The sequence below is a fragment of the Maritimibacter sp. genome, from assembly GCF_016774595.1.
In the GTDB taxonomy this organism is placed as follows: Bacteria; Pseudomonadota; Alphaproteobacteria; order Rhodobacterales; family Rhodobacteraceae; genus Maritimibacter; species Maritimibacter alkaliphilus.
In genome coordinates this window covers 740697-766224 of record NZ_JACBWT010000002.1, presented here as the reverse complement: position 1 = coordinate 766224, position 25528 = coordinate 740697, and the positions used below count along the sequence as shown (strand labels likewise).

Annotated in this window: 26 protein-coding genes and 1 tRNA gene; 7 read left to right on the top strand and 20 right to left on the bottom strand. The window is 64.9% G+C overall.

Features of this window, described 5'->3' with window-relative positions; all coding sequences use genetic code 11:
- Positions 1-660: a leucyl/phenylalanyl-tRNA--protein transferase gene (aat, locus tag HOY44_RS15065; protein ID WP_287435745.1), complete on the top strand. Its 660-nt coding sequence runs from the start codon at positions 1-3 to the stop codon at positions 658-660.
- On the opposite strand, the gene HOY44_RS15060 is transcribed toward aat, so the two are convergent.
- The 3 genes from HOY44_RS15060 to HOY44_RS15050 are packed head-to-tail and all read right to left on the bottom strand — an operon-like array spanning position 615 to position 2009.
- Positions 615-1154, bottom strand: coding sequence for a DUF2155 domain-containing protein (locus tag HOY44_RS15060; RefSeq protein WP_138423479.1), 540 nt, complete (start codon positions 1152-1154; stop codon positions 615-617). The genes aat and HOY44_RS15060 overlap by 46 nt on opposite strands.
- Positions 1154-1603: an MlaD family protein gene (locus HOY44_RS15055; RefSeq protein ID WP_287435742.1), complete on the bottom strand. Its 450-nt coding sequence runs from the start codon at positions 1601-1603 to the stop codon at positions 1154-1156. Before HOY44_RS15055 ends, HOY44_RS15060 begins: the two co-directional genes overlap by 1 nt.
- A gap of 31 nt (positions 1604-1634) precedes the next feature.
- Positions 1635-2009, bottom strand: a complete 375-nt coding sequence (locus tag HOY44_RS15050) for an NADH:ubiquinone oxidoreductase subunit NDUFA12 (RefSeq protein ID WP_138423481.1) — start codon at positions 2007-2009, stop codon at positions 1635-1637.
- Between the two features lie 198 nt (positions 2010-2207).
- On the opposite strand from HOY44_RS15050, the gene HOY44_RS15045 reads away from it, so the two are divergent.
- On the top strand, positions 2208-2507 hold the full coding sequence (locus tag HOY44_RS15045) for a hypothetical protein (RefSeq protein ID WP_287435740.1): 300 nt from the start codon (positions 2208-2210) through the stop codon (positions 2505-2507).
- Here the strand turns inward: HOY44_RS15045 and HOY44_RS15040 are convergent.
- From HOY44_RS15040 to HOY44_RS14975, 14 genes are all read right to left on the bottom strand, one after another.
- Positions 2497-2880, bottom strand: a complete 384-nt coding sequence (locus HOY44_RS15040) for a RidA family protein (protein WP_287435737.1) — start codon at positions 2878-2880, stop codon at positions 2497-2499. The two genes, HOY44_RS15045 and HOY44_RS15040, sit on opposite strands and share 11 nt — an antisense overlap.
- 67 nt (positions 2881-2947) lie before the next feature.
- The gene (clpX, locus tag HOY44_RS15035; protein ID WP_008330326.1) at positions 2948-4219 is read right to left on the bottom strand and encodes an ATP-dependent Clp protease ATP-binding subunit ClpX; all 1272 of its coding nucleotides are present in this window, start codon (positions 4217-4219) and stop codon (positions 2948-2950) included.
- A gap of 137 nt (positions 4220-4356) precedes the next feature.
- On the bottom strand, positions 4357-4980 hold the full coding sequence (locus HOY44_RS15030) for an ATP-dependent Clp protease proteolytic subunit (RefSeq protein WP_040884587.1): 624 nt from the start codon (positions 4978-4980) through the stop codon (positions 4357-4359).
- Between the two features lie 155 nt (positions 4981-5135).
- Positions 5136-6284, bottom strand: coding sequence for an ABC transporter permease (locus HOY44_RS15025; RefSeq protein ID WP_502710709.1), 1149 nt, complete (start codon positions 6282-6284; stop codon positions 5136-5138).
- 66 nt (positions 6285-6350) lie between these two features.
- Positions 6351-7979 carry an ABC transporter permease gene (locus tag HOY44_RS15020; protein ID WP_287435732.1) on the bottom strand — a complete coding sequence of 543 codons (1629 nt, stop codon included), beginning with the start codon at positions 7977-7979 and terminating at the stop codon, positions 6351-6353.
- A 67-nt stretch (positions 7980-8046) separates the two neighbouring features.
- Complete coding sequence (locus HOY44_RS15015; protein WP_008330340.1) at positions 8047-9144, bottom strand: extracellular solute-binding protein; 1098 nt, start codon at positions 9142-9144, stop codon at positions 8047-8049.
- Positions 9145-9251: 107 nt separating this feature from the next.
- Positions 9252-10349, bottom strand: coding sequence for an ABC transporter ATP-binding protein (locus HOY44_RS15010; protein ID WP_008330341.1), 1098 nt, complete (start codon positions 10347-10349; stop codon positions 9252-9254).
- 309 nt (positions 10350-10658) lie between these two features.
- Entirely contained in the window at positions 10659-11891 is a 1233-nt protein-coding gene (locus tag HOY44_RS15005) for a hypothetical protein (RefSeq protein WP_287435728.1), read from the bottom strand.
- Positions 11892-11956: 65 nt separating this feature from the next.
- Entirely contained in the window at positions 11957-13102 is a 1146-nt protein-coding gene (gene argE, locus HOY44_RS15000; protein ID WP_287435726.1) for an acetylornithine deacetylase, read from the bottom strand.
- 177 nt (positions 13103-13279) lie between these two features.
- Positions 13280-14488, bottom strand: coding sequence for an efflux RND transporter periplasmic adaptor subunit (locus tag HOY44_RS14995; RefSeq protein WP_287435724.1), 1209 nt, complete (start codon positions 14486-14488; stop codon positions 13280-13282).
- A 4-nt stretch (positions 14489-14492) separates the two neighbouring features.
- Positions 14493-16856 (bottom strand): ABC transporter permease, encoded by a 2364-nt coding sequence (locus HOY44_RS14990; RefSeq protein WP_287435722.1) that lies wholly within the window; start codon positions 16854-16856, stop codon positions 14493-14495.
- Positions 16857-16858: 2 nt separating this feature from the next.
- Positions 16859-17575, bottom strand: a complete 717-nt coding sequence (locus HOY44_RS14985; RefSeq protein WP_287435720.1) for an ABC transporter ATP-binding protein — start codon at positions 17573-17575, stop codon at positions 16859-16861.
- 9 nt (positions 17576-17584) lie between these two features.
- On the bottom strand, positions 17585-18280 hold the full coding sequence (locus HOY44_RS14980; RefSeq protein WP_287435718.1) for a DUF5995 family protein: 696 nt from the start codon (positions 18278-18280) through the stop codon (positions 17585-17587).
- 158 nt (positions 18281-18438) lie between these two features.
- A complete protein-coding gene (locus HOY44_RS14975) occupies positions 18439-19014 on the bottom strand; it encodes a hypothetical protein (RefSeq protein WP_287435716.1) in 576 nt (191 codons plus the stop codon).
- 226 nt (positions 19015-19240) lie between these two features.
- Between HOY44_RS14975 and HOY44_RS14970 the strand changes: the two genes are divergently transcribed.
- From HOY44_RS14970 to HOY44_RS14950, 5 genes are all read left to right on the top strand, one after another.
- A complete protein-coding gene (locus HOY44_RS14970) occupies positions 19241-20245 on the top strand; it encodes an AraC family transcriptional regulator (protein WP_287435714.1) in 1005 nt (334 codons plus the stop codon).
- A gap of 100 nt (positions 20246-20345) precedes the next feature.
- A complete protein-coding gene (locus HOY44_RS14965) occupies positions 20346-21317 on the top strand; it encodes a Bug family tripartite tricarboxylate transporter substrate binding protein (protein ID WP_287435712.1) in 972 nt (323 codons plus the stop codon).
- Positions 21314-22258, top strand: coding sequence for an alpha/beta hydrolase (locus HOY44_RS14960; protein WP_287435710.1), 945 nt, complete (start codon positions 21314-21316; stop codon positions 22256-22258). Before HOY44_RS14965 ends, HOY44_RS14960 begins: the two co-directional genes overlap by 4 nt.
- Positions 22255-22713 (top strand): tripartite tricarboxylate transporter TctB family protein, encoded by a 459-nt coding sequence (locus tag HOY44_RS14955; protein WP_287435708.1) that lies wholly within the window; start codon positions 22255-22257, stop codon positions 22711-22713. Before HOY44_RS14960 ends, HOY44_RS14955 begins: the two co-directional genes overlap by 4 nt.
- A gap of 18 nt (positions 22714-22731) precedes the next feature.
- A complete protein-coding gene (locus HOY44_RS14950; RefSeq protein ID WP_287435706.1) occupies positions 22732-24252 on the top strand; it encodes a tripartite tricarboxylate transporter permease in 1521 nt (506 codons plus the stop codon).
- Here the strand turns inward: HOY44_RS14950 and HOY44_RS14945 are convergent.
- The 3 genes from HOY44_RS14945 to HOY44_RS14935 all read right to left on the bottom strand — a co-directional run bounded on the left by HOY44_RS14945 (position 24249) and on the right by HOY44_RS14935 (position 25527).
- On the bottom strand, positions 24249-24503 hold the full coding sequence (locus tag HOY44_RS14945; RefSeq protein WP_008330371.1) for a hypothetical protein: 255 nt from the start codon (positions 24501-24503) through the stop codon (positions 24249-24251). The genes HOY44_RS14950 and HOY44_RS14945 overlap by 4 nt on opposite strands.
- Positions 24504-24691: 188 nt before the next feature.
- Positions 24692-24777 (bottom strand) — tRNA-Leu (locus HOY44_RS14940).
- A gap of 45 nt (positions 24778-24822) precedes the next feature.
- Positions 24823-25527, bottom strand: coding sequence for a dimethylsulfonioproprionate lyase family protein (locus HOY44_RS14935; protein WP_008330373.1), 705 nt, complete (start codon positions 25525-25527; stop codon positions 24823-24825).
- Between the last annotated feature and the right edge of the window lies 1 nt (position 25528).

Below are 25528 nucleotides of genomic sequence, written 5' to 3'. Positions count from 1 at the left end.
ATGGCCGGTCCCAGGGACAGGCTGACACCCGAAATTCTCCTGCACGCATATGCTTCGGGCATCTTTCCCATGGCCGAAGACGCGGGCGACGATACTGTGTTCTGGGTCGACCCCCGGTTCAGGGGCATCCTGCCTCTGGACGGGTTCCGCCTGTCCCGCTCGCTTGCCCGGACGATCCGTAAAGCGCCGTTCCGGGCCTCGCTCGACGAGGCTTTCGAGGGTGTGGTCGAGGGCTGCGCGGACCGGGACACCACCTGGATCAACCCCACGATCTTCGACGGCTACCGCAAACTGCACGCCATGGGCCGGGCCCATTCCATCGAGTTGTGGGAGGGCGAGGCGCTTGTCGGTGGGGTCTACGGTGTCACGCTGGGCCGGGCGTTCTTCGGCGAGTCGATGTTCTCACGCCGCCGGGACGCATCGAAGATCGCTCTGGCGACGCTGGTGGTTCACCTCGCCCAGACCGGCTTCATCCTGTTCGACACGCAGTTCATCACCAAGCACCTGGCCACGCTCGGCGGCATCGAAGTGCCGCGTGCCCGCTATCACGCCATGCTCGATGCCGCGCTTTCGGACGGCGAGGCCGACATCCTGTCGCGCCCCCTGCCCGACCCTCACTCGGTGGTGCAGTTCATCACCCAGACGTCGAAGCGCGAGTGATCCAGCGCCGACAGCGCGGGGGACGAGGCGATCATCCAACCGTCGAACAGCGGCTCTTCGTCGTTTCCGTTGCGGATGACCAGATGGGCGAACGCGTCGCCCTGCGGGTTGTCGTTGGGATAGCGGCATTCGGCCATCGTCACCTGTAGCCAACCCAGTTCGCCGGTCTCGCCGGTGGCAAGGTTCAGGTCGATGGAGGTGCCCGCAAGCTTGTCGAGCCCGCGCAGCACCGCGCCGGTGCCCTGCGTCACTTCCGGGCCTTCCTGCACGGTCGTGACCGTGTCCCCCTCGCCCTCGCGCAGGGGAGCGTTGGGGTCGATGGGGTTGCCGTATTCGTCGAACGGCACGTCCTCTTCGAACACCTGATCCTCGGGCGTGTCGATGGGCGGTTCGCCTTCGATCACGTCGAGCGGTTCGAATTGCCCGTCATCCTGAGCAAGCGTCGGGGCCGCGGCTATCAGCACTGCGGCAACAAGGGCCAAGGTCAGGCGCATCACTGCCTCCCAAGCTGGTCGATGATGAAATCCATGAGGTTCATGTCGGGCGCCGCCGTGCGGAACCGCCCGCCGGTCGAGAGCGGGAAGGCGGAATTGCCGGGAATGATCTCGACATAATTGCCGCCAAGCAGCCCTTCGGAGGACACGACGGCAAGGCTGTCTTCGGGAAAGGCGAATTTCGGGTCCACGGTCAGTTCGGTCTCGGCGGAAAAGGTTTCGGGGTTAAGGGCGAGCCAGCTGACCCGGCCCACCTTGACGCCCGCGACGCGCACGTCCGAGCCCACGTTGATGCCCTTGGCCGACACCAGCGACACGCGATAGTTCTGGGTCGCATCGCCTGCGCCGAACCAGCCGATCGCGCCGCCCGCGTAGATCAGGAACCCGATCGCCACGGCCAGAACGACGCCGCCGGTGACGGTTTCGGCAATCTCGCTGCGGCTTATCATGCGTGATCCCCCAGACCCCGCGCGGGGCGGCTCATTCCGGCTGCCACGCCTCGTAGTCGGACCGTTCCACGGGCTTTTCACGACGGATGGACCCGGCGGGCACATAGGCCATCGCGGTGCCGGTCATGTTGTCCACGTGCGGCTTTTCCCAATCCTTGTGGGCCAGCGGGCTGTTCGCCGGATTGTCGTCGAAGGTGCGGTGCAGCCAGCCGTGCCAGTCGGCGGAAATGCGGCTCGCCTCGGGTTCGCCCGCGTAGCAGACCCAGCGTTTGCTGTCGTCCTTGTTGCGGTAGAACTCGTTTCCTTGCGCGTCTTCGCCCACCTTCACGCCTTTGCGCCAGGTGTAGAGACGGGTGCCGAGTGTTTCTTCGTGCCACCAGGTCAGAAGGGACAGGATGAACCGCATGGGATGCCTCCGATATTGCCTTTCCCGTATGGCTCAAACACCCGGGAAGGTCCAGCCCGATTGGCCGCTCTGGGCCGAAGGCCGCCAAGCGGGCGCCGCTGCGCCGCTTCGTTCCAATTTCGCGACAATGCCATCTTTTTGGCAAGATTGTCGCGCAAGTTATTCCTGTATTTTATCTGTATTTTTAAGGAGACCCCAATGTTCGAGTTTCACAATCTGGGTGCCCTGACCGCAGGTGCGGTTCTCATCGGCGCCTTCCAGCTCGGCGGAAACGGGCTGAACACCGGCGACATTCAGATTTCGGGGGCCAGAGTGGTCACCGTATCGGCGCGCCACATGACCGACGACACCATGCAGGCCTACGCCGACCTTGGCGCCTTTTCGCAGGAAACCGAAGGCGAAGCTTCGGCCTATGAAAAGGTGATGGTGGCATGGGATCGGCTGGCGGACGGCGTGACGGATCGCGCCCGGACGATCCTCGTCTCGCTCACCGACTGATCCGCGCGACCGCTTCGATCTCGATCTTCATCTCGGGGTTCATCAGCCGGGCTTCGATCATTGTCGCGGCAGGTCTCGCGGTCGCGAAGGCCTTGGACAAAATCGGCCAGCAGGCTGCGAAATCGTTACCGTCGGGCAGAATGTATTTCACTTGCACGACATCGTCGAGGCTCCCTCCGGCCTCGGCCAGCGCCTTGGCGATGGTCGCCAGCGCGTTGGCGGCCTGCTGCGCCACGTCGGCGGGCATCTCCATCGTGGCGTAGTCGTAGCCGGTCGTCCCCGAGACGAAGACCCAGCCGTCCACCGCAACCGCGCGGGAATAGCCGATCTGCGCTTCGAAGGGCGAGCCGGAGGTGATGTGTTTGCGGTCCATGTTCTCTCCCACCAAAAAAAGGCCACCCGGCTTCGGGTGGCCCTGAAAACTCTCGGTTCGGCGATCCTCAGCCTGCGCTGGCGCCTTCCTTGCGGTCCTCGGCATAGATGATGAGCGGCTTGGCGTCGGTGTTCGCCGCCTCTTCGTTCACCACGACCTCGTCCACACCTTCGAGCGCCGGAAGATCGAACATCGTGTCGAGCAGGATGTCCTCCATGATCGACCGCAGGCCGCGTGCGCCGGTCTTGCGCTGAATGGCCTTCTTCGAGATCGCCAGCAGCGCGTCGTCGGTGAAGGTCAGCTTGGCATCCTCGATCTCGAACAGGCGCTGGTATTGCTTGACCAGCGCGTTCTTCGGCTGCGTCAGGATCGTGACCAGCGCGTCCTCATCAAGGTCTTCCAGCGTCGCGATCACCGGCAGACGGCCGACGAATTCCGGGATCAGGCCGAATTTCAGCAGATCCTCGGGTTCGAGTTCCTGGAACACTTCTCCGATCTTGCGGGCCTGCTCGTCCTTGACGTCGGCACCGAAGCCGATGGCCGACCCCTTGCCGCGCTGCGCGATGATCCGGTCGAGACCGGCGAAAGCGCCGCCGCAGATGAACAGGATGTTCGTCGTGTCCACTTGCAGGAATTCCTGCTGCGGATGCTTGCGGCCACCCTGCGGCGGAACGCTGGCAACCGTGCCTTCCATGATCTTCAGAAGCGCCTGCTGCACGCCTTCGCCCGACACGTCGCGGGTTATGGACGGGTTGTCGGACTTGCGCGTGATCTTGTCGACCTCGTCGATATAGACGATGCCGCGCTGCGCCCGTTCGACATTGTATTCCGACGCCTGCAAGAGCTTCAAGATGATGTTCTCGACATCCTCGCCCACGTAACCCGCTTCGGTCAGCGTGGTCGCATCGGCCATGGTGAAGGGCACGTCGAGGATACGGGCGAGCGTCTGCGCGAGCAGCGTCTTGCCGCAGCCCGTGGGGCCGATCAGCAGAATGTTGGATTTCGCCAGCTCGATCTCGTCGCCATGCTTGGCGGCGTGATTGAGGCGTTTGTAATGGTTGTGCACCGCGACCGAGAGCACGCGCTTCGCGTGGGACTGACCGATGACGTAGTCGTCCAGAACCCCGCAGATTTCCTGCGGCGTCGGCACACCGTCGGTCGATTTCAGCCCGGAACCCTTGGTTTCCTCGCGGATGATATCCATGCAGAGCTCGACGCATTCATCGCAGATGAACACCGTCGGACCCGCGATCAGCTTTCGCACCTCATGCTGGCTCTTTCCGCAGAACGAGCAGTAGAGGGTGTTCTTGCTGTCACCACCGGAGGAATTGTTCGCCATATCGCCTTTCGGGGGCCGATGCCCCGCTCCTCATTGCCCCATAATTAGGGCCGTTCCATCCTGGTTTGCCCAAGTCTAGGGCAGCGTCCCTGCCCCCGCAATGCGATTCTGGTCACGGTCGCGGGGGCGAAACAATCCTATTCCGGCGCGTCGCCGCGCGATTCCAGGATCTCGTCGATCAGGCCCCAGTCCTTCGCCTGTTCGGGGTCCATGAAATTGTCACGCTCAAGCGCGTCCACCACGGCCTTGAGCTTCTGGCCGGTGTGCTTGACGTAGATCGAATTCAGGCGGTCCTTGAGCTTCTGGGTCTCCTGCGCGTGGATCATGATGTCCGTCGCCTGACCCTGATAGCCGCCCGAGGGCTGGTGCACCATGATCCGGCTGTTGGGCAGCGAAAAGCGCATCCCCGGCGCGCCTGCGGTCAGCAGAAGCGACCCCATGGACGCCGCCTGACCGATCACGAGGGTCGACACCTTGGGCCGGATGTACTGCATCGTGTCGTAGATCGAGAGACCCGATGTCACCACGCCGCCGGGCGAGTTGATGTACATCGCGATTTCTTTCGACGGGTTCTCGGCCTCGAGGAACAGAAGCTGTGCGCAGATCAGCGACGACATGCCATCGTGCACCGGTCCGTTGAGGAAAATGATCCGCTCCTTCAGCAGGCGCGAGAAGATGTCATAGGCCCGTTCGCCCCGGCTGGTCTGTTCCACGACCATCGGTACGAGGGTGTTCATATAGGTATCAATGGGGTCTTTCATGGTCGCCTGCCTCTGACTGTTCCCTGGGCCGGACGGCCCGTTCGTGCGAGCCGGACGGCTCGTCTACAAGAGCCTAGTCATGGTTCCGGGGGGCTTCAAGGCCCCCCGCCCCATGGTGAACGGCATGCGTCAGAAAGGTTAAGAAACCGTTGCAATCAACTCGGCGCGAGGCCCCGCATCCGCTCGGACCGGCGGCGCAGAAGCTCGACGGTGGTGAGCAGCGCGATGGAAATCACGACAAGGATCGTGGCGACGGCAAGGATGGTCGGGCTGATCTGCTCGCGCAGACCGATGAACATCTGCCATGGCAACGTCTTTTGTTGCGCGGACCCGACGAAGAGCACCACGACCACCTCGTCGAACGAGGTGATGAAGGCGAACAGGCCGCCCGAGATCACGCCCGGCAGGATGAGCGGCATCTGGATGCGCAGGAAGGTGGTCACCGGGTCCGCCCCGAGGTTGGCCGAGGCCCGCGTCAGCGACCGGTCGAAACCCACGAGCGTCGCGGTCACGGTGATGATGACGAAGGGGATACCGAGTGCTGCATGGGCCAGCACGACCCCCAGATAGGTGCCCTGAAGGTTCACGCGGCTGTAGAAGAAATACATCCCGGCGGCCGAAATGATGAGCGGCACGATCATCGGGCTGATAAGGATCGCCATGATCGCCCGGCGGAACGGCACGTGCGGCTGGCTCAGACCGATGGCCGCCAAAGTCCCGAACCCGACCGCGAGGATCGTCGCCATCGGCGCGATCTTGAGCGAGTTCCACATGGCGCTCTGCCAGTCCGAGTTGGTGAAGAAGTCCTGATAATGCTTCAGGCTGTAGCCTTCGGGGCTGAGCGACAGCATCTCGGGCGTGAAGGTGAAAAAGTTCTCGGCGTTGAACGACAGCGGAATGATCGTGAGGATCGGCGCGATCAGGAAGAAGAAGATGAAGCCGCAGATGAACAGATAGGTGTTGTGCCAGAGGGTCTGACCGGCGGTGGCGTAGATCGGCACGCCGTCCCGATAATGCCCGCGCCCGATCCAGTAGGCGACCCAGCTCATCACGGCGCCGACGATGGCGCCTGCGGCGGCCCCGCCCCATTTTCCGAGGACGAAGCCCAGCACGGCGGTCAGCCCGATCACCACCCAGCGCCCGGCCGTTCGGCTCGGCACGAAGCTGTTCAGGATGAACCCGAGCGCGCCGCCGTAGATCAGGCCGAGGATGAAGCCCATCAGGCCCGCGTCGTTGGTGTTGCCCGCGAGGAAGCCGAAGAAGCCCCCGAAGACGGCCACCACCGGGACGGTGAAGCCCCACATGGGCGGCTCGCCCTTGTCCAGGATCAGCTCGTCGCCGGTGTCGTTCACAGTCGCGTCCGTCATGGTTTACCCCAGCTTCACGTTGTCGATGCCCACGATCCGGTCATAGGCCCAGTAAAGGATGAGCACCGCGGCAAGAAGGATGGTCCCGAGCGCCGCCGCCAGACCCCAGTTGAGGCTGGACGAGATGTGATAGGCGATCCGGTTCGAGATGAAGATACCCGTCGTGCCGCCGACCAGCGCGGGGGTGATGTAGTAGCCGATGGCGAGGATGAAGACGAGGATCGACCCCGCCCCGATCCCGGGCACCGACTGCGGGAAATAGACCCGGCGGAAGGCGGTCACGTTGGTCGCGCCAAGGCTTTTCGCCGCGCGCACGAAACTGGGCGGAATGGTCGCCATCACCGAGTAGAGCGGCAGGATCATGAACGGCAGCAGGATGTGCGTCATCGCGATGATCGTGCCCAACTGGTTGTTTATCATCACCAGTCGCCCGGCTTCGTTGATCAGCCCGGACCAGACGAGCACGTCGTTGATGACGCCTTGTTGTTGCAGCAGCACTTTCCAGGCCGATGTCCGCACTAGGAGCGAGGTCCAGAACGGGAGGAGCACGAGGATCATCAGAAGCGACGACACGCGCATCGGCAGGTTGGCGAGCAGGAACGCCACCGGATACCCCAGAAGGATCGTCGCCACGGTGATGGTCAGCGACATCCAGACCGTGCGCCAGAACAGTTTGAGGTAGATGGCCTGATCGTCCGGCTGCGCCTCGACCCCTTCCGGGTTCAGTTGCAGATCGACGGCGGTCAGGAAGTAGCCGGGCGTATAGGTGGGCGAGTAGACCTTGATGGTCTGCATCACATCGGCGCTGCCCCAGTCCTCGTCGATGTCGAGGAAGGCTTGCTTGTAGTTCACGGCTTCGAATTCCGCGACCGCCTCTTTCGCCGCCTGCAACTCCTCCGACCCGAACCCGGTGTAACCGTCGATCGCGGCATCCCCGGTGAGGTCGTGATAGAGCATGGCGTGAACCAGCGGCCAGACATTCTCGGACGCCGGATTGTCCTCGTCCTCGGTCTGGGTGAATTCGGCGAAGGCCAGATAGGCTTCGGTCGTCAGCGGGAGCCGGTCCTCCATCCCCTCTTTAAGCACGAAATCGGGGCCGGGACCGTCCTCGGTGGCCGAAGCGTCGGCGAACCAGTCGGGATCGCCCATGAGTTCGGCCCAGAAGATTTCTTCGGTCCAGTTCTCGTTCAGATCGTCGAATTGATCCTCATAGATTTCGGCGATGTCCTCGACCTCGCGGCCCGATTGCCGGAAGATCGACGAAATCCCCGTCGTCTCGTAGTTGAGCCGGGAACCGAGCCGCGTGTGGATCTTCTTTTCCGAAGCCACGAACATATCGCGAAACAGCGCGAAATAGACCTCTTCCCCCGGCACGGGTTCGGCATCGGCGTCCCACTCGTCCATCGCTTCGACGGTCCGCGGCAGGGTTTCCTCGACGATCCCGTTCTCGACCGAGCGGAACAGCATGTCCGCAATCGGCGCGATGAAAGCCACGAGGATAAAAATCAGAAGCGGCGCGATCAGCATCAGGGCGCGCAATTTCTGCCGACGCAGGGCCCGGTTGAGGCTCGCCTTCAGCGGCCGCCCGTCGGCGGCTAGCATCGGGCCGGAAGTCTCGGTCGCGTCGCTCATGATCTTTGTCCTTGGCGTTTGGGGTGGGAGGGGCCCGAAAGCCCCTCCCCGATGGTGTTAGGTGAGATTACTGGGCGAGCCAGGCCTGGAACTTGGCGTCCAGGTCGTCGCGGTAATCAGCCCACCAGGTGTAGTTGTAGACGAACACGTTCTGCGAGTTCTCCGGTGCGGTCGGCATGTGCGGCCCCATCGGAATACCCAGCTCGGCGTGATCGCCCACGAGCGGCGCCGACGACTGACGGGCCGGACCGTAGGAGATGTAGGCGGCCTGATCGGCAAGACGCTGGGTGTCGGTCGCGAAGCGCACGAAGTCCAGCACCGGCTCAAGACGCTCTTCCGGCAGACCGGCCGGGATGATCCAGCCGTCAAGGTCAAACACCTGCGCGTCCCAGAGCATCTCGAAGGGCTGATCCTGCTCTTCGATCGCCGAGAACCAGCGGCCGTTGTAGGACGAGCCCATCACGATCTCGCCATCGGCGAGAAGCTGCGGCGGCTCGGCAGCGGCCGACCACCAGATGATGTCGTCCTTGATGGTGTCGAGCTTGGCGAACGCCTGATCCTGACCTTCCTCGGTCTCGAGAACGTCGTAGATGTCTTCCTTGGCGACACCGTCACAGAGCAGGGCCCACTCCATGTTGTTGATCGGGCGCTGCTCGAGCGCGCGCTTGCCCGGATAGGTCTCGGTGTCGAACATCGCACAGATCGACTCCGGCGCGGGCGCGCCTTCGGGCAGAAGGTCGGGGCGGTAGGCCGCGGTCGTCGAATAGACGATCTGCGGGATGAAGCAGTCCGACACCAGAAGATCGCCGAAGTCGTCCTCGGCCGAGGTGCCGTCGTCACCTTCGGCGAGCATCTCGTCGAAGTCGATTTCCATGGCGAGGCCTTCGTCGCACAGGCGGATGGCGTCCGCGGCCACGACGTCGACCAGATCCCAGGTGATGTTACCGGCTTCGTTCATGGCGCGCAGTTTGGCCACGGCTTCGGCCGAGCTTTCGTCCCAGGTGATCGACATATCGGGATGGTCGGCCAGGTAAGGCTCGACATAGGCCTTTTGCTGGCTCGCCTGATAGGCACCACCCCAGGACACGAACGTCATGTCCTGAGCGGCGGCCATACCGCCGATGCTTGCCACGGCAGAGCCCAGAAGGAGGGTCTTGAGTTGCATAGAGTTACTCCCAGTCATTCGCCCTTTTTGGGTTTCCGGAGAGGCAGAGCCGGGCGAGCCCGCCCTCCATCCCACCCGCGCCCGAGCGGCGCAGGGGTGTCTCGGTATCAATCGAGCGCGCGGCAGTCTTCCGGCAACCAGCCGATTTCGATCTGCTCGCCCGGCTTCAGCTTGACCTGATCGGGCGCGTTGCGCGTCTTGATGATGAAATCCTCGTTGCCCGCGACCCTCAGCCGCGTGCGGAAAATATCGCCCATGTAGATGAACTCGAGCACTTCGGCCTTGAGCGTATGGGCGCCTTTCTGAAGACGCTCGCTGTTGTATTCGACGCGTTCGGGGCGGATCGACACCTGCGTGCGCTGGCCGACCTCGGACACGTTCACGGGCTTGGCGTCGATCACTTCGCCGTCGTCCAGTTGGATGACACAGGTATCGCCCGTGATTTCCTTGACGACACCTTCAAGCGTGTTGTTCTCGCCGATGAACTGCGCGACGAAGCTGTTCTTCGGTTCTTCATACAGAACGTCGGGCGGATCGAGCTGCTGGATGCGGCCATCGTCGAACACGGCCACGCGGTCCGACATGGTCAGCGCCTCGGTCTGGTCGTGGGTCACGTAGACCGTGGTGATGCCGAGGTCGTGGGCCAGTCGGGTGATCTCGAACTGCATGTGCTCACGCAGTTGCTTGTCGAGCGCGCCGAGCGGTTCGTCCATGAGCACCAGCTCGGGCTCGAACACCAGCGCGCGGGCCAGTGCGATCCGCTGCTGCTGACCGCCCGAAAGCTGGGCCGGGCGGCGGTTGATGAAATCGCCCATCTGAACCATGTCCAGCGCGCGTTTGACCTTTTCCTCGCGGTCGGACTTGCCGATCTTGCGCACTTCGAGCGGGAACGACAGGTTCTCGCCCACCGACATATGCGGAAACAGCGCGTAGTTCTGGAACACCATGCCGATGCCGCGTTTGTGCGGCGGGATGTTGTTGATCGGCTGACCGCCGAGGAGGATGTCCCCGTGCGTCGCCGTCTCGAACCCCGCGAGCATCATCAGGCAGGTGGTTTTGCCAGACCCCGAGGGCCCCAGCATGGTCAGGAACTCGCCCTTCCCAATGGACAGGTTCAGATCCTTCACGACGAGCGTTTCGCCGTCATAGGATTTCTGAACGCGATCAAATACGACGAAACCGTCGTTTCCCTCTTGGCTGGCCAAAAGACCCCCTTACATCCCTGTCGGATTTCATTTGTTTTTGGTTTTGATCAAAGCCAACACGATTGACCTCGGGATTTCAACAGGCTTTTGGGCATTAGATGAGCGTTTGCTCAGACACGAACCTATTGATACCGAAAGCGACACGAAGTTTCTCATGCCTTGCCCTAGGCTTGTGCATTGTTGCGGCGGCGGCCCGCGATGCGCACGGAATCGACATGAATTTCCCGTGAGACTCAGGCCGGGCCGCAAGGTGACGCAAGGTCAGTCCGCGACATCGGCCATGTCGCATCCGTGCCGGGGGCCGCGTGGCTACTGTGGGATCGTTTCGCGGTAGAGGTAATTCGAGCCGTCCCAATACCACCGCTCATAGATCGTGATATCCCGCTCCGCCGTGGTCAGAAGCAGGTTGGGCCAGGCCCCGATCGGGCGCTTTCGGTCGATGTAGATGCGGGGCGGGTTCTCGACCGGATCGAAGACGACCCAATCGCGGTTCGGCGGTTTGACGAGGAAGTATCGCGCGAAGTTCGAGTATCCCAGTTCCGGCGAAGGACCGACCAGCGCATCCACGAACCGCCACCCGTCCGGTAATTGGACGGCGACCGCGCGGCGCACGTCGGGGTCCGGCGCCCCCTCCAGCGCGAGCAGCCGACCGATCCGGTCGTCCAGCGCCTGTCGGGCCGCGTCGATCGCCGCCTCGGTCGAGGGGCCGTTCAACAGAACGAAGCGGTCCGGCGCGGTGTCGGGCGTCGCCAGTCGCTGAAGATCGCCGCAATTGCCGAGGACCGCGCCCAAAGCCCGCGACGAGCCATCCAGCGTCATGCCCAGGTCACGCTCCTGCTTCATGGCCCGAACCCGGAACGTCCCGGCCTGCCCCCTGCGAAGCGCGCCGAGAAGCTCGTCGTCGAGCTGCCGCACGTAGACCGCGAAAAACGCGTTCTCGAACCCGGCGCGCGCCGACAGGGTCAGATACCCGGCCAAGGCCCCATCGACCCGAACGTCGAGTTCCAGTTCGAGCGCCTCGGTGACATCGAGCCCCTCGACCGATCCTTCGGCCAGAAGCATCCACTGTTCTTCCTCCGGCGTGCAGACGAAAGACAGGCACAGCTTTCCGTCCTCGGTGTCATAGGGACAATACCGCGCTTCGAGCCTGCGACGGCTCTCCTCGAGCGTCCATTCGGCATCCGCCGAAGGATGCGGCGCGATGAACGGGACCACACCCAGATCGTAGCTTTGGCAGTCCCGCTCAACCGGACGGGCGAAGGACCCCAAAGGCGCACCACCCGGTCTGAAAAGAACCGCCATCTCACCGTCGGCAGGGGCAAGGGGTTGAACGCCCTCGCCCGTGGGTGCCGGGCAGTCCGAGCACAGGGTCCATCCGTCCGGGGATCGAAACCGGTCTGACGCGGGGTCGAGGCCGTCCGGCACCACATGCCCCACAGGGTTCATGGCGCAGATTTCGACCGCAGGCCCGTCTTCCCGTGACTGCGACAGGGCCGGCACGGCAAAAACAAGGGCGATCAAGACACAAACGATCCGGGACATGGCCTATCCGAACGACGTTCCTCCCCCATTAGGTCCACTGTCCGCCAAATTGGTTAACGGAATCCTCAAATCAGACGGTCAAGCAGGTCCAGACAGGCGGTCAACTGGTCCAGTGCGACGAATTCGTCGGGCTTGTGCGCCTGCGCGATGGACCCGGGGCCGCAGACCACGACATCGCAGCCCAGCGATTGAAACAGCCCCGCCTCGGTCGCGAAGGGCACGAGCCCGGCGGTATTCGCGCCGGTGAGTTTCATGACCAGATCGCGCGCGGCGTTGCGCTCCATCGGTTCGAACCCCGCGACCTCGCCGATCACCTCGGTCTGGATACGCGCGCGCGGCTCGACCTTCTGCATGGCCGGGAGCAGCACGTCGCGGGCGTATGCCTCGATCTCGGATTTCACGAAATCCATGTCCTCGTTCACAACGGGGCGAAACTCCCATTCCACCTCGGCCTTGCCGACGATGACGTTGTGGGCGACGCCCCCATGAACGCCGCCGATGTTGAGCGTGGTCCAGGGCGGCTCGAACGCGCTGCCCTCGGGCGCGCGGGTCTTGAGCTCTTCGCGGATTTCCAAAAGGCGCGAGACATAGCGCACGGCGTATTCGGCCGCGTTCACCCCCTGATCCGGGTCGGACCCGTGGCCTTCGAGTCCGGTAAAGCGCGTGGTGTATTCGCAGCAGCCCTTGTGCCCCTCGATGATCCGCATTTCGGTCGGCTCGCCGATGATCGCCATGGCCGGCTTCACCCCCCGCGCCTCGAGCGCGGCGATCAGATCGGCGGCGCCGAGACACCCCACCTCTTCGTCATGGGTGAAGGCGAAATGGATCGGACGGTCGAGATCGCGCGCCGCGTAGTAGGGCGCCATGGCGAGCGCGCAGGCGATGAACCCCTTCATGTCGCAAGTGCCGCGCCCGTAAAGCAGGCCGTCCGCCTCGCGCATCTCGAACGGGTCCGAGGACCAGTCCTGCTCCGCCACCGGCACCACGTCGGAATGACCCGAAAGCACGATGCCCCCGTCGCCCTCCGGCCCGATGGTGGCGAAAAGGTTGGCCTTGGTGCCGTCGGCATTCGTCAACACCTGAACCCGCGCGAAATGGCGTTCGAGGTAGTCCGCCATCCAGTGAATCATGTCGAGATTGCTGTCCGACGAGACGGTCGGAAAGGCAATGAGCGTGGCGAGGATATCGCGGGCGGTGTCGAGACGGGTCATGGCGCGACCCTGCCACAGCAGCGTGGGTCTTGCCCATAGGCCGCGTTCCCGGTCGGAGCGGGCTTGCGCCCGCACAGGCCTTGCGCCGCCCTGCCTTGCGGCAGGACAGCGCGGCAGGGGGACCAGTCCCCCTGACCCCCTGAAGTATTTTCGAAACAGAGAAGAGGTGGACCGGGGTCAGTTGCCTGCCGCGCGCGCCTCGACCAGGGTGCCCTGCGTGACGCGGTCGGAGGGGTGGGTGATGACCCTGTCGCCCGCCTCGAGACCCGAAAGAACCTCGGCCTCGTCCGAATTGCGCTGACCGATGTCGATGGGCGTCAGGTGTGCCGTGCCATCCCGGACCACGAAGACCGCCCAGTCGGCCTCGTCGCGAAACAGCGCCGAAATCGGGAGCCGCAGGGCATCCTCGGCGGACCATTCCACGATCCGGGCGTAGACCCGGAAGTTGTGGCCGAGCGGCGGCACTTCCACGCCCTCCGCGAAGTCCAGAACGACGCGCACGCGCTGCTCTTCGATGCCCAGCGCCGAGACCTTGGTGAAGGCCGCAGGCTCGATCTCGCGCACCACGGCGTCGAGCGCCGTATCCCCGCCCCAGCGTTCGATATGGGCGGGCGCGCCCGCGGCAAGGCGCACCGCGTCGGTCGACAGGAGTTCCACGACGATTTCCAGATCGTCGGTCGGCCCGATGGTAAGGAGCGTGGTTCCGGCCGTCACAGGCCGGGCCGAGGTCGAGGTGACCGACAGCACCTTGCCCGACACGGGTGCCCGGATATCGACGCAACAGGCCTCTTCTTCGTCAAGCGTGCGCTCGCCGGGCTGGGTGAGAACGGCACGCGCCGCCGCAACCTCGCTCATCCGCATGTCCGCCGTGGCATGGGCGCTGTCGAGCTGCGCCGAGGCGATGTCCACGGCGGTTTCGGCCGTTTCCAGCGCCGCATCCGACGTGGTTCCGCGTTCGTGTAAATCGAAGGCGCGGTTGAGCTGACGCTGGGCGTTGTTCAGATCGGCCTCGGCCACGGTGATCTGGGTCTTCGCCAGCGCAAGCGCCGCTTCGGCCTGTGCCACCGCCGCTTCGGCCTGCTTGCGCGCGCGTTCGTCGAGGAACGCGGGCTCGCCCGGTTCGATCCGCGCGATGACCGTTTCGCCCTTGATGACCGTGTCGCCGACCTTGACCGGCGAGCGCCCGACGGTGCCCGATACGGGGGCCGCCACTTCGAACACGTCGCGCACGCGCGTGGTGCCGTCGGCGTTCACCGTGACTTCCATCGGGCCCGCCGTCACCTCGGCCATGTCGACCGGAACGATCTCAGGCTGCATCGACACCCAGACCGCACCTCCGATGGCCGCCACGGCCACGGCGCCGATTACGATGGTTCTCAGTTTCATGGGGTCACTCCCTTGTTTTCATCACGGCGACGAGGTCCATGCGGTCGATCCGCCGCCGCACGATCAGGGCCGAGACGATGGTGGCCCCCGCCACCACGCCCGCGGCGCGCCAGTAGGTTGTATCGGTCACGATAAGCGGCAGCGCATAGAGGTCGGATTTAAAGCTTTCGACCATACCCGCCGCCATGCCGTAGCCCATGACGAGGCCCACGGGGATCGCGACCAGCGTGAGGATGAACAATTCGCCCAGAAGGATGTAGCTCACCTCGCCCTTGGTGAAGCCGAGGATGCGCAGGCTCGCCAGTTCGCGGGCGCGTTCCGACAGCTGGATACGGGCCGAGTTGTAGACCACGCCAATGGCGATGAGTGCGGCCATGAAAGTATAGACCGTCAGCGTGATCCCAGCGCTTTCCGCGATGGTTTCATCGAAGCCGCGCCGCACCTCGGACATATAGGTGATGCCCGAGATCGCGGGGCTGGCCTTGACCGCCTCGAACAATTCCTCGCGCCGCGCGTCGTCGATCTCGACATTGGCGAGGCTCAGACGCGGCATGTGCCCGAGTATCCCGCTCGCGGTCTCCAGATCCATATAGGCGGAGAGGCCGAAGAACTGCGCCACGGTGCCGGTTATGGGCACGCGGTAGCGGGTGTCCCCTTCTTGCAGGAACTCGACCTCGAGGATGTCGCCGATGTCGGCGTCCAGATGATCGGCCAGACGTTTGGCCAGCACCAGCCCGTGCTCGGGCGCCACCTCGACCCGGTCGTCGCCGTCGAAGACGCGCACAAGGTCGTTGCCGGGCCGCGCGGCCTCGATCCCGATGGTGCGGGTCAGGTGGCCGTGGTGCAGACGCACGGGGATCGACAGGCTGCCCTCGGCCCGCATCACGCCGGGCAGGTTCTCGACCGCGTCCAGCACCGCCTCGGGGCGTTCGATGGCGAATTCGAGGATCGCGTCCTGACGGTTGGCCTGCACGAAGGCCACGTCGAGCAATTCGTCGAAACTGTCGAACATGAAAAGACCCGCGACGATGATCGCCGCCGAAATCGAGATCCCCAGACTGGTCAGTGCGGCCCTGAGCGGCCAGCGCCCGATGGCGCGCAGGATCATCATGGTCGGCTGCTGCGGGCGCATGACCTGAATGAGCCGGTCGAACAGGCCCCGGCGGAACCGCGTGGGCGCGGGCGGCGACATGGCCACGGCGGGCGACAGGCCCACGACGCGGCGCACCGCCATCATCGCGCCGACGAGCGCGGCCAGAAGGCCGGCGGCGGCCCCGATCACGTAGACGCTCGGGCGTTGCACGAAGACCAGATAGGGGAAATGGAAGTATTCGACATAGACCGACGCCATCGCCTGTGACGCGGCCAGCCCCATCAGCCAGCCGATGACGACGCCGATGGCCCCGATCCCCAGAGACAGTTTCAGGTAATGCGCCGCGATCTCGCCGGTGGAATAACCCAGCGCCTTCAATAGCCCGATCTGTTCGCGCTCCAACTGGATGAGCCGGCCCAGCACCATGTTCACGAGGAACGCGCTCACGACGAGGAAGATCGGCGGCACGATCCGCGCCATGACGTCGAGCTGCTCCAATTCGCCGTCCAGAAACGCGTTCGAGACCTGCTGATCGCGGGCATAAGACCCGGTGCCGCCATAGGGTTTCAGCAGGGCTTCGAGGTCGTCCCGGACCGGCTCCAGATCGGTGCCGCGGGTGACCGACAGCGTCACGGAGTTGAAGGCACCCGACAGGTTGAACGCCGCCGCGATCACGTCTTCGGCCATCCACAGGATGCCGAAGCGTTCGTCGTCGGGCATGATCGAGCCGGGGCCGATGGTATAGATGAACTCGGGGCTGAGGACGACGCCGGTGATCCGCACGTCGCGCTTTTGGCCGTTCAGCGTAACCGAGAAACCGTCGCCGGGGCCATAGTCATGGGCAAGCGCGAAGGCCTCGTTCACCACGACCTCGTCGCGGCGGCCAACGCCGGGCAGCCGCCCCTCCTTGACGATGAGCGCGTTCATCACGGGCTCGCCCGAAGCCGGGATCGACAGGATCTGCGCCATCGCCGGGTCGGACATATCCGGCAGGTCGAGTACCGCGAACTGGCTGATCCGGGCCTCGACACGGGCCACACCGGGAATGGCCGCGATCTCTTCGACCAGCGTTTTCGGGGCGCGCGCGGCAGAGGACCAGATATCGGCGAACCGCGCCCGGTCGTAGAACGTGTCGCGCGTCTCGGTCAGGCTGCGCTGGGTGCCGAAGGCCATGACCATGATCATGACCCCCACCGACAGCACGGCGGCGATGGCCAGCGCCTGCGCCCAGAGCCTGCGGATGTCGCGAAAGAGCTTTTTGTCCAGCGCGCGCATCGTCACCACTCGATTTCGGACGGGGCGATGCGGCTGTCGTTGGTCACCACCTGCGCGATGTTGCCGTCCGCGAAATGCACGACGCGGTGCGCCATCTTCCGGATGCCCGCGTTATGGGTGATGACGATGGTCGAGGTGCCGAGTTCGGCGTTGATTTTTTCCAAGGCGTCCAGCACCTGAACCCCGGTATTGGAATCCAGCGCCCCGGTCGGTTCGTCGCACAGGAGCACTTCGGGCCGTTTGGCGATCGCGCGCGCAATCGCGACCCGCTGCTGCTCGCCCCCCGACATTTCCGCCGGAAAGTGGTCGAGCCTGTGGGTCAGCCCCACCCGCTCCAACGCCTCCTCCGGTTTCATCGGGTTCTTCGCGATCTCGGTCACGAGCGCCACGTTTTCACGCGCCGTCAGCGAGGGCACGAGGTTGTAGAACTGAAAGACGAACCCGACATGCTCGCGGCGATAGCGCGTCAGCTCCCGCTCGCTCATCGCCGTCAATTCCTGATCGCGGAACCACGCCTGCCCGGCGCTCGCATGATCGAGGCCGCCCAGAATGTTGAGTAGTGTCGACTTGCCCGACCCCGACGCGCCGAGCAACACGGTGAATTCGCCCGTGTAAAGCTCGGCATCCACGCCACGCAGCGCGTGCACGTCCACCTCCCCGGTCCTGTAGACCTTGGTGATTGCGGTGGTGTGAAAGACCCTGTTCATCCCGTTCGCCATGTGGCCATCCTAGCCATATGGTGCGACGCCACTTTGATCTGGTTCAATATTTTTCGTGGTCTGTGCATAAGATCGCTGCCGCCAGCCTTGAAGCGTGGACAGCCAGATGGGCCGCAACCCCACGATCCCACGGTCATAAAGGCGCAGCCAGATGCGCCGCCAGCGGCTGGGATGATCCGCGAAATGCGCGATGAAATCCCGGGCCGCCGCGATGAACGCCTCGCCCGACGCGCGCGACCGCAACAGAGCCTCGACCTGCCGCGCCCGATCCGGCCCGTCCGGCAAGCCGCTCACCGCCGCGTGGATCGCGGGGCCGAGGTCGTGCCGGATATGCGCCCGCGCGGCGAGCGAGACCAGAACGAGGTGCAGGAAGATCGGTGAGGACAGGGTAAGGCGCCTTGCGACCCGATGGTACGTCCGCCACGGCTTCGGCACCTCGGAAATCGGCGCACCGCGGCAGACCAGCACCCCGGAAGCGTAGAGATCGTAGAACCGTTCGATGACGCGGTAGGCCAGTTCGGCCTCGACCGCACCGTCCAGCGCGCCCAGCCATCGGGCGGTCGTGTAGCGGTAGAGGTGGGCGAAAAGCACATGGACGCGGGCACCGCGATGGTCTGGCAAGGCGTCCAACTCCTCGGCCACCGCCGCAAGCGTCGCGGCGACCGCGTGGGCCCCCGCGCGGGCATCTTTCGGGGCATCCTTCATGGTGCGTCCCCTCGCTTTCGCCGCAGCCTTGCCGAGCGAAGGCCCGGAGTGCGGCTTGCCTCTCCCCATCCTACCGCGTGGGGGGCCGGTCGACAAAGGCCCACGCTGACGCAGCGCCCGCGCCTGCCGGACGGGTGACCCTGACCGGGTCGCCCGCGTCAGTCGAAGTGGTAGGTCAGGCCGATCCCCGGCGCGAAAATGCCGCTGCCGTTGCGCCCGCGTGCGGGCACGTAACGGACCCCGGCGAAAGCGGTCAGGTTCGTATCAGGCACGTCATACAGGAACCCGGCCTTGGCGATCGCCCCGGCACGCAGGGGACCGATCAAAAGGTCGGGGCGCAGGAACCCCTGATAGCCGTAGATGAACCCGGCATCCAAACCGCCGTACAGGCCGAAATTGCCAAGGACATAGGGGCGATACTGAACCTCGAAATTCACGCCCAGCGAAAAGGACTGCGCGTTGAAACTGTTGAGAAACACCATCCCGCCGTAGGACACCACCAGATCGAACTCCGGCGACAGGCGATAGACGTTGCCGCAGGCGATCTGCCGCGCGTTCATCTCTTCGTTCAGCGGGCGAAGGATGGGCGGCTTGATGTGCCAGAACTTGCTGAAATACTCGACCGTCACCTGATCGCACAGGCCCGAGAACTGGGCGCGGGCCGCACCCGGAAGGGTCGCGGCGGCGAGGGTCACGGCAATCGCCACGGCGATCCCGCGCAGATAGGTCAACATTTCACCCGCGCTCCTTCGAACGACGCGGCCGGATCACCGGCGCGCAGAGGTTCCATCCCGATGGTCAGTAGTGTCGCATTCCCGGCAGGCCCGCCAGTGCCCTGCCGGCGTGCCGCTGCTGTTTTCCTCGACTGTTGCCGAGTTGGACCTTTCCCAAGTCACCGCCAAGTCACGCCACAGGCCGATGCGTTTTGACGCGGGCGCGCCGCGCCGTCATGATCGCGCCATGTCGGCCAATATCCGCGGCACCCTCGTTCTCGATTTCACGCGCTTCCTGACCCATCTCGGTCAGGATCCGGCCAAGGTCTTCTCGGCGGCGGGCTATCCGCTCGAATCCGCGCTGGATCGCGATACCCGTGTGCCGGTCGAGGTGCCGACGGCGCTTTTGGAAACCGCCGCGCGAATGTTCGACATGCCCGATTTCGGGCTGCGGCTGGCCGAATTCCGGCAGATGCCCGACCTCGGCCCGGTGGCGCTTTTCCTGCGGGAAAAAGAAACGCTGGGCGACGTGCTGGAAACCATCGCGCAGGCGTTTCACCTGCATTCGAACGCGCTTTATCTCACCAACATCGACATGGGCGACACCATCGTCCATGCCATCGAATTGCTGACCACCGACCATCGCCTGTCGCGCCAGAGCGCCGAGATGATCGTGGCCGGGGTGCGCGAGATGTTTCGCTGGATACTCGGCCCGGACTGGCGCCCGGCGGGCATCCTGTTTCGCCATGCCCGCGTGCTGCCGGAGCGGACCTATCTGGCGCATTTCGGGCAGGTTCCCGAGTTCGAGCAGGAATACAACGCCATCGTGCTGGAACGCGCGGACCTGTCGCTGTCGCTCAAGCGGGCGGCCCCGGCCTTCGACAAGGATGCGCGCGCGATCCTCGCGGATGTGCAAAGCGCGCCCGAGGTCTTTCTCTACCGCGTGCGCCAGCTCATCGTGCTCACGCTTGGGCAGGGCGAGGCGCGGGCGGACCGGATCGCCGGGCTTCTCGGCATCGACCGGCGCACCCTGCATCGGCGGCTGTCGCGCGAGGGGCTGACCTTCTCGGGCCTGCTCCATGACGTGCGGCGGGAGTTCGCGCAGCAATACGTGGTGAGCACGGATCGCTCGATGGCCGAGATCGCGCTGCTCGTCGGGTTCGAAAGCCCGGCGGTCTTCAGCCGGTGGTATCGCGACGCGATGGGCAAGACGCCGCGCGACAGCCGGGCGGCGGCGCGCGCGGGCACCTGATCGCCTGTCCCAAAATGTCAAGAACACCCATCCGAGTCCCGCTAATGTCCGAGGCCGAAGCGAGACCGGGAGGACGGCTCGCCCCTCAGGAGGAACCACCATGAAACGCACGTTCACACAGATCGTCCGCGCCGCCGTCGCCGCGACGCTGATCGCCCCTGCCGCATTCGCGCAGGACTATCCGTCCAAGCCCGTGACCATCATTCACGCCTATCCGGGCTTCGCCTTCGACGCCGTCATGCGCGCCGCAGCCGAGAAACTTCAGGAAAAATGGGGCCAGCCCGTCGTCGTCGACACCCGCCCCGGCGCGAACGAGGTCATCTCGGCCAACACCGTCGCGCAGGCCGCCCCGGACGGCTACACGATTTTCGCCGGCACCGAATCGACATTCCTGAACAACCCGGCGCTCTACGCGTCGCTCCCCTACGATCCGGCCACCGACCTCGAACCCGTCAGCCAGTTGTTCAACGTCCAGTTCGGCCTTCTGGTGCGCGGGTCCATCGAGGCCCAGACGGCGGACGAGTTCATCGCGCAGATGAAGGAAAGCACCGGCACCTTCGGATCGTTCGGGGTGGGACACATCATGCACCTCGGGATGGAGAAGTTTAACACCGCCGCCGGGATAGAGATGAAACACGTGCCCTACTCCAACGGCGGCCAGATGCTTCAGGACATGCTCGGCGGTCAGATCGACGCGACCGTGGCCAGCACCGTGCTCGCCACCCGGTTCGGCGAAGGCGGCAAGCTGCGGATGCTCGCGATGAACGGGGCCGAACGTCAGGCGGCGCTGCCGGACGTCCCGACCTTTGCCGAGGTCGGCTTTCCAGAGCTGGAAATCTACTCGATCGCCGGGATCGCGGTGCCGGGCGGCACGCCGACCGAAATCAAGATGGCGATCTACGAGGCCTTTGCCGAGGTCATCTCGGACCCCGCCTTCGAAGCCGAAATCGTCGTGCCGAACGGCTACGAGGCCGTCCTGAGCACACCCGAGGAATTCACGGCCTTCATCGCGGACGAATCCCCGGCCGCAGCCGACCTGATCGAAAGCCTCGGCGTGAGCCTCGCGCAATGAGCGCCAAGATCATCAGGACCGATATCCCCGTCACCGACGGGGATATCGAGGTCGTGCGCAAGATGCTCGAAGATGTGAAGTTCGCGCAGAGCTACCGGGCGAGCGGCGACATCGCGGCCCTGCGCGCGGCCACCGCCAAGATGGTGCAGAACCCGTTCTTCCGGCCCGTTCCGGCGGGCGTCTCCGTCGAACCCGGCGCGCTGGGTGGCGTGCAAGGCGAATGGATTTCCGGCCCCGACGCCTCGGACGACGTGCTCGTATTCTTTCACGGGGGCGGCTACATTCGCGGCAGCCTCGACCTTGGCCGCGCGAATGCGGCCGAGATCGCGCTGGGGTCCGGGTGCCGCGTCTTTGCGACCGCGTACCGACAGGCGCCCGAAAACCCCTTCCCGGCCGCCGTCGAAGACGCGGTCGCGGTGGCATCCGCATTGGGGGCAGAAGGCAGGCGTTTTGCGCTGGTCGGGGAATCCGCGGGCGGCGGGCTCGTCCTGTCCACCGCGATGACGCTCAGGGACCAGGGCAGGTCCATGCCCTTCGCGATCAGCTGCATCAGCCCCTTCGTCGACCTCACCCTGTCCGGCGACAGTTGGGACTTCAACGCAGGCAAGGACATCGCGACACGCGAGATGGGCAACGACATGATCGCGCTTTACATGGGCGACGCGGACCGGGCCGACTGGCGGGCCTCGCCGGTGTTCGGAAGGTTCGACGACCTGCCACCGATCCATGTTATCGTGGGTGCGAGCGAGGGGCTGTTCAGCGAAGCCCTGAGCGCATCCGAACGCGCCGTAGGTGCCGGATGCCCGGTCACGCTGGACGTGTTCGCCGAGATGCCGCACGGCTTCACCAAGTATCGGTTCGATGCGGCAGGTCAGGCGATGGCACGGGTCACACGCTGGCTCGCCACCCGCGCCAAGGAAGGGGAGGAGACATCGGCATGACCGTGACCGTCGAACGGGCCCGTGAACTGGCGGGCGGCACCCTGCTCGCCCTCTTGGGCGGCGGGGCGGCGCTCAAGGCGCTCACCTCGCAACACATCGGAACGCCCGCGAACATGGGGCCGGGCTTCTTTCCCGTCGTGCTCGGTGTCTGCCTTGCGCTGTGCGGGCTGGGTGTGGCCGCGGCGGCCCTCGGCAAATCGCTCGACCAAGCGGCGGTGCCGCGCGTCAACGTCCGCGCCGTGGCTCTCGTCACCCTGTCGGTCGCGCTTTTCGCGCTGACGATCCGCCCGCTCGGCATGGTGCCTGCCGCCTTTCTGCTGGTGCTGACGGCGGGGTTCGCCGATCCGCGCACCAAACCTCTGACACTCGTCCTTCTCGCGGGTGGCCTTGCCGCCATCAGTTGGCTCGTCTTCATCGTCGCCCTCGGGATGCCGCTGCGCGCCTTCGCGTTCTGACGCACCGGAAAGATCACCATGTTCTTCGATCATCTCCTGCTCGGGTTCAGCGAGGCATTCACGCTGACGAACCTGTGGTATTGCTTCATCGGCGTGCTGCTTGGAACGCTCGTGGGCGTGCTGCCCGGACTGGGCGCGCTCATCACGATCTCGCTCCTTCTGCCGTTCACCTACTACCTGCCGGTGGACGGTGCCCTCATCATGCTGGCGGGCGTGTATTTCGGCGCGGACTTCGGGGGCGGGACATGTTCGATCCTGATCGGCGTGCCGGGGCATCCTGCGGCCGCCGTCGATGTGCTCGACGGATACCCGATGGCCAAACAGGGGCGCGGCGGTGTCGCGCTGTTCATCAAGTGCATCGCCTCCGCCTGGGGATCGTCCGTCGGCATCATCCTGTTGATGCTCTTCGCCCCGGCCCTGTCGGCCTTCGCGCTGAAATTCGGCCCGGCGGAGTATTTCATGCTCATGGTTCTGGGCCTCGTGGCCGCCGCCAGCGTCGGGCGCGGCTCGCCGCTCAAGGGGTTCGCGATGGTGGTGCTGGGCCTGTTGCTGGCCACGGTCGGGACCGACGTGAACACCGGGCTGCAACGCTTCACCTTCGGGATGACCGAACTGTCGAACGGCGTCGGGCTGATCCCCGTGGCGATGGGCCTGTTCGCGCTCACCGAAGTCATGTCGAGCATCGGCAAGTCCGCCGTCTCGCCGGTCAAGCAACGCCTTCGCCTGCGCGATCAATTGCCGTCCCGTGCCGAATGGCGCGCCTCATGGCCCGCGATGCTGCGCGGCTCGGGGCTGGGGGCGGCGTTCGGCGCGCTTCCCGGCACCAGCGGCGGCATGGCCACCTTCATCGCCTATGCGGTCGAAAAGCGCGTCTCGAAGACGCCCGAGAAATTCGGCACCGGCGCGGTCGAGGGGCTGGCCGCCCCCGAGGCCTGCAACAACGCGGGGATCGGCACCGCGTTCATCCCGTCGCTCACGCTGGGCATCCCCGGCGATGCGGTCATGGCGCTGGTGCTCGCGGCCCTCATGCTTCAGGGCATTCAGCCCGGCCCGATGGTGATGACCAGCCACCCGGAACTGTTCTGGGGGCTCATCGTCAGCTTCTGGATCGGCATGGTCATCCTCGTCGCCCTGAACATCCCGTTGATCGGGATCTGGGTGCGGCTCCTGCAAATCCCCTATCCGCTCATGTTCCCGGGCATCGTGCTTTTCACCTGCATCGGCGTGATGAGCGTGGGCAACTCCACCTTCGACCTCTGGATGACGCTGGTCTTCGGCCTCGCCGGTTTCGCGTTGATCCTGTTGAGGTTCGATGTGGTCCCGCTGATCCTTGGCCTGATCCTCGGCGCCCCCATCGAAGAGAACCTGCGGCGGACGCTGCTGCTGAGCGACGGTGATTTCGGCGTGTTCCTGACCCGTCCCATCGCGCTGACCGCAGGGTTGGCCGCGCTTTTGATCGTGGCGCTCTCCACCTTCGCGCAGATGCGGCGCAAAAGGGCGGGGCATCACGCGACCGTCGGTCACGAGGACATCGGCTAGGTCTTGCGATCCTCCGGTCCCGCGCCGACCTCGGGGTCGTTGTAGTCGCTCGGGTCGAAATCTTCGGGGTCGTAAGGCTCTTCGTCCTCGGCGATCCCGGTCACATGGGTCGTGCCCGTCTCTTCGTCGTAGACGAGGCCGTAATTCGTGCGGCCCTCGGACTTGTAACGCAGGAATTCGTGGATACCGGCATAGATGAAGGCCACGACGAAGGGCGAGATGAAGATGAGGGCGATCGTGCGCGCTTCCATCATCGCACCCCCCGCATGGTCGTCTCGGCGAACAGTCGGGGCGCGCCGACCGGAACGGTGGCCGCGGCGCGTGGGGGCAGTCGATCATTGCACATGCGCCGAAGGTGGTGACCAAGCGCGCGGATGTCAAATGCCGCCCCTTTGGCGGCGCCGCGACGGGCGGAATGGAAGCAAACCTTTGATTTCGCTGGTACCCGCGGCCGGACTCGAACCGGCACGGCACTCAGGCCAAGGGATTTTAAGTCCCCAGTGTCTACCATTCCACCACGCGGGCCAGCGACGCGGACCGTAGCCCAGCCGCGCGGGCGAGGAAAGGCCGTCAGATGCCCTGTTCGGCGCGTTTGCGGGCTTTCGAGAACTTCATGCCGGGGTCCGTCAGCCGGTCGGTCGGCCCGACCCAGGCATAGGCCAGAAGACAGGGGTCGTCGTCGCCCGTGGTGATCCGATGCTCCTCGCCCGGCCTGTTCAGGATCAGCGAACCGGGGGCATAGACCGCAAGCTGGTTTTCCGACCAAGCACCGGCGATGGAGATATAGCTTTCCTCGATGTCGTGGTGGCTGTGCTGGGGATAGGTGGTGCGCGGCGCGAACAGGACGAAACCCAGCGTGATCCGCTCGGTCACGACGGGGCCGCGCGGCCCCAGCACCTCGCAATAGGCGTATTTCCGGGCGAGGTGCGGCGGCACCTTCGCATAGCCGTATTCCCATGTGAGCAGCGGCGAAATCCGCTCCAACGCGCGGCTCAGTCCGAACATCGGCGTGCGCGCGCCAAGGTCGAAGGCCCGGTGCAGATGCGCCGTCACCGGCTTGGTCTCGGGCGGGCGGGGATGAACCAGAGGGTTGCCATCCACCACCGACGACAGCGTTTCGCGCACCTTGCGGCGGTGGCTGCGGATCGCCTTGGACCCGCCCGCCGAGCCGTGCCGATAGAGTGCCTCGAATTCATGCAGCAGGTAATGCCAGCCGGGGCTGTCGTTCAGGCGGACGCCCTCAATCCCATCCGATGCCGGTGCCGTGCTGTCCATC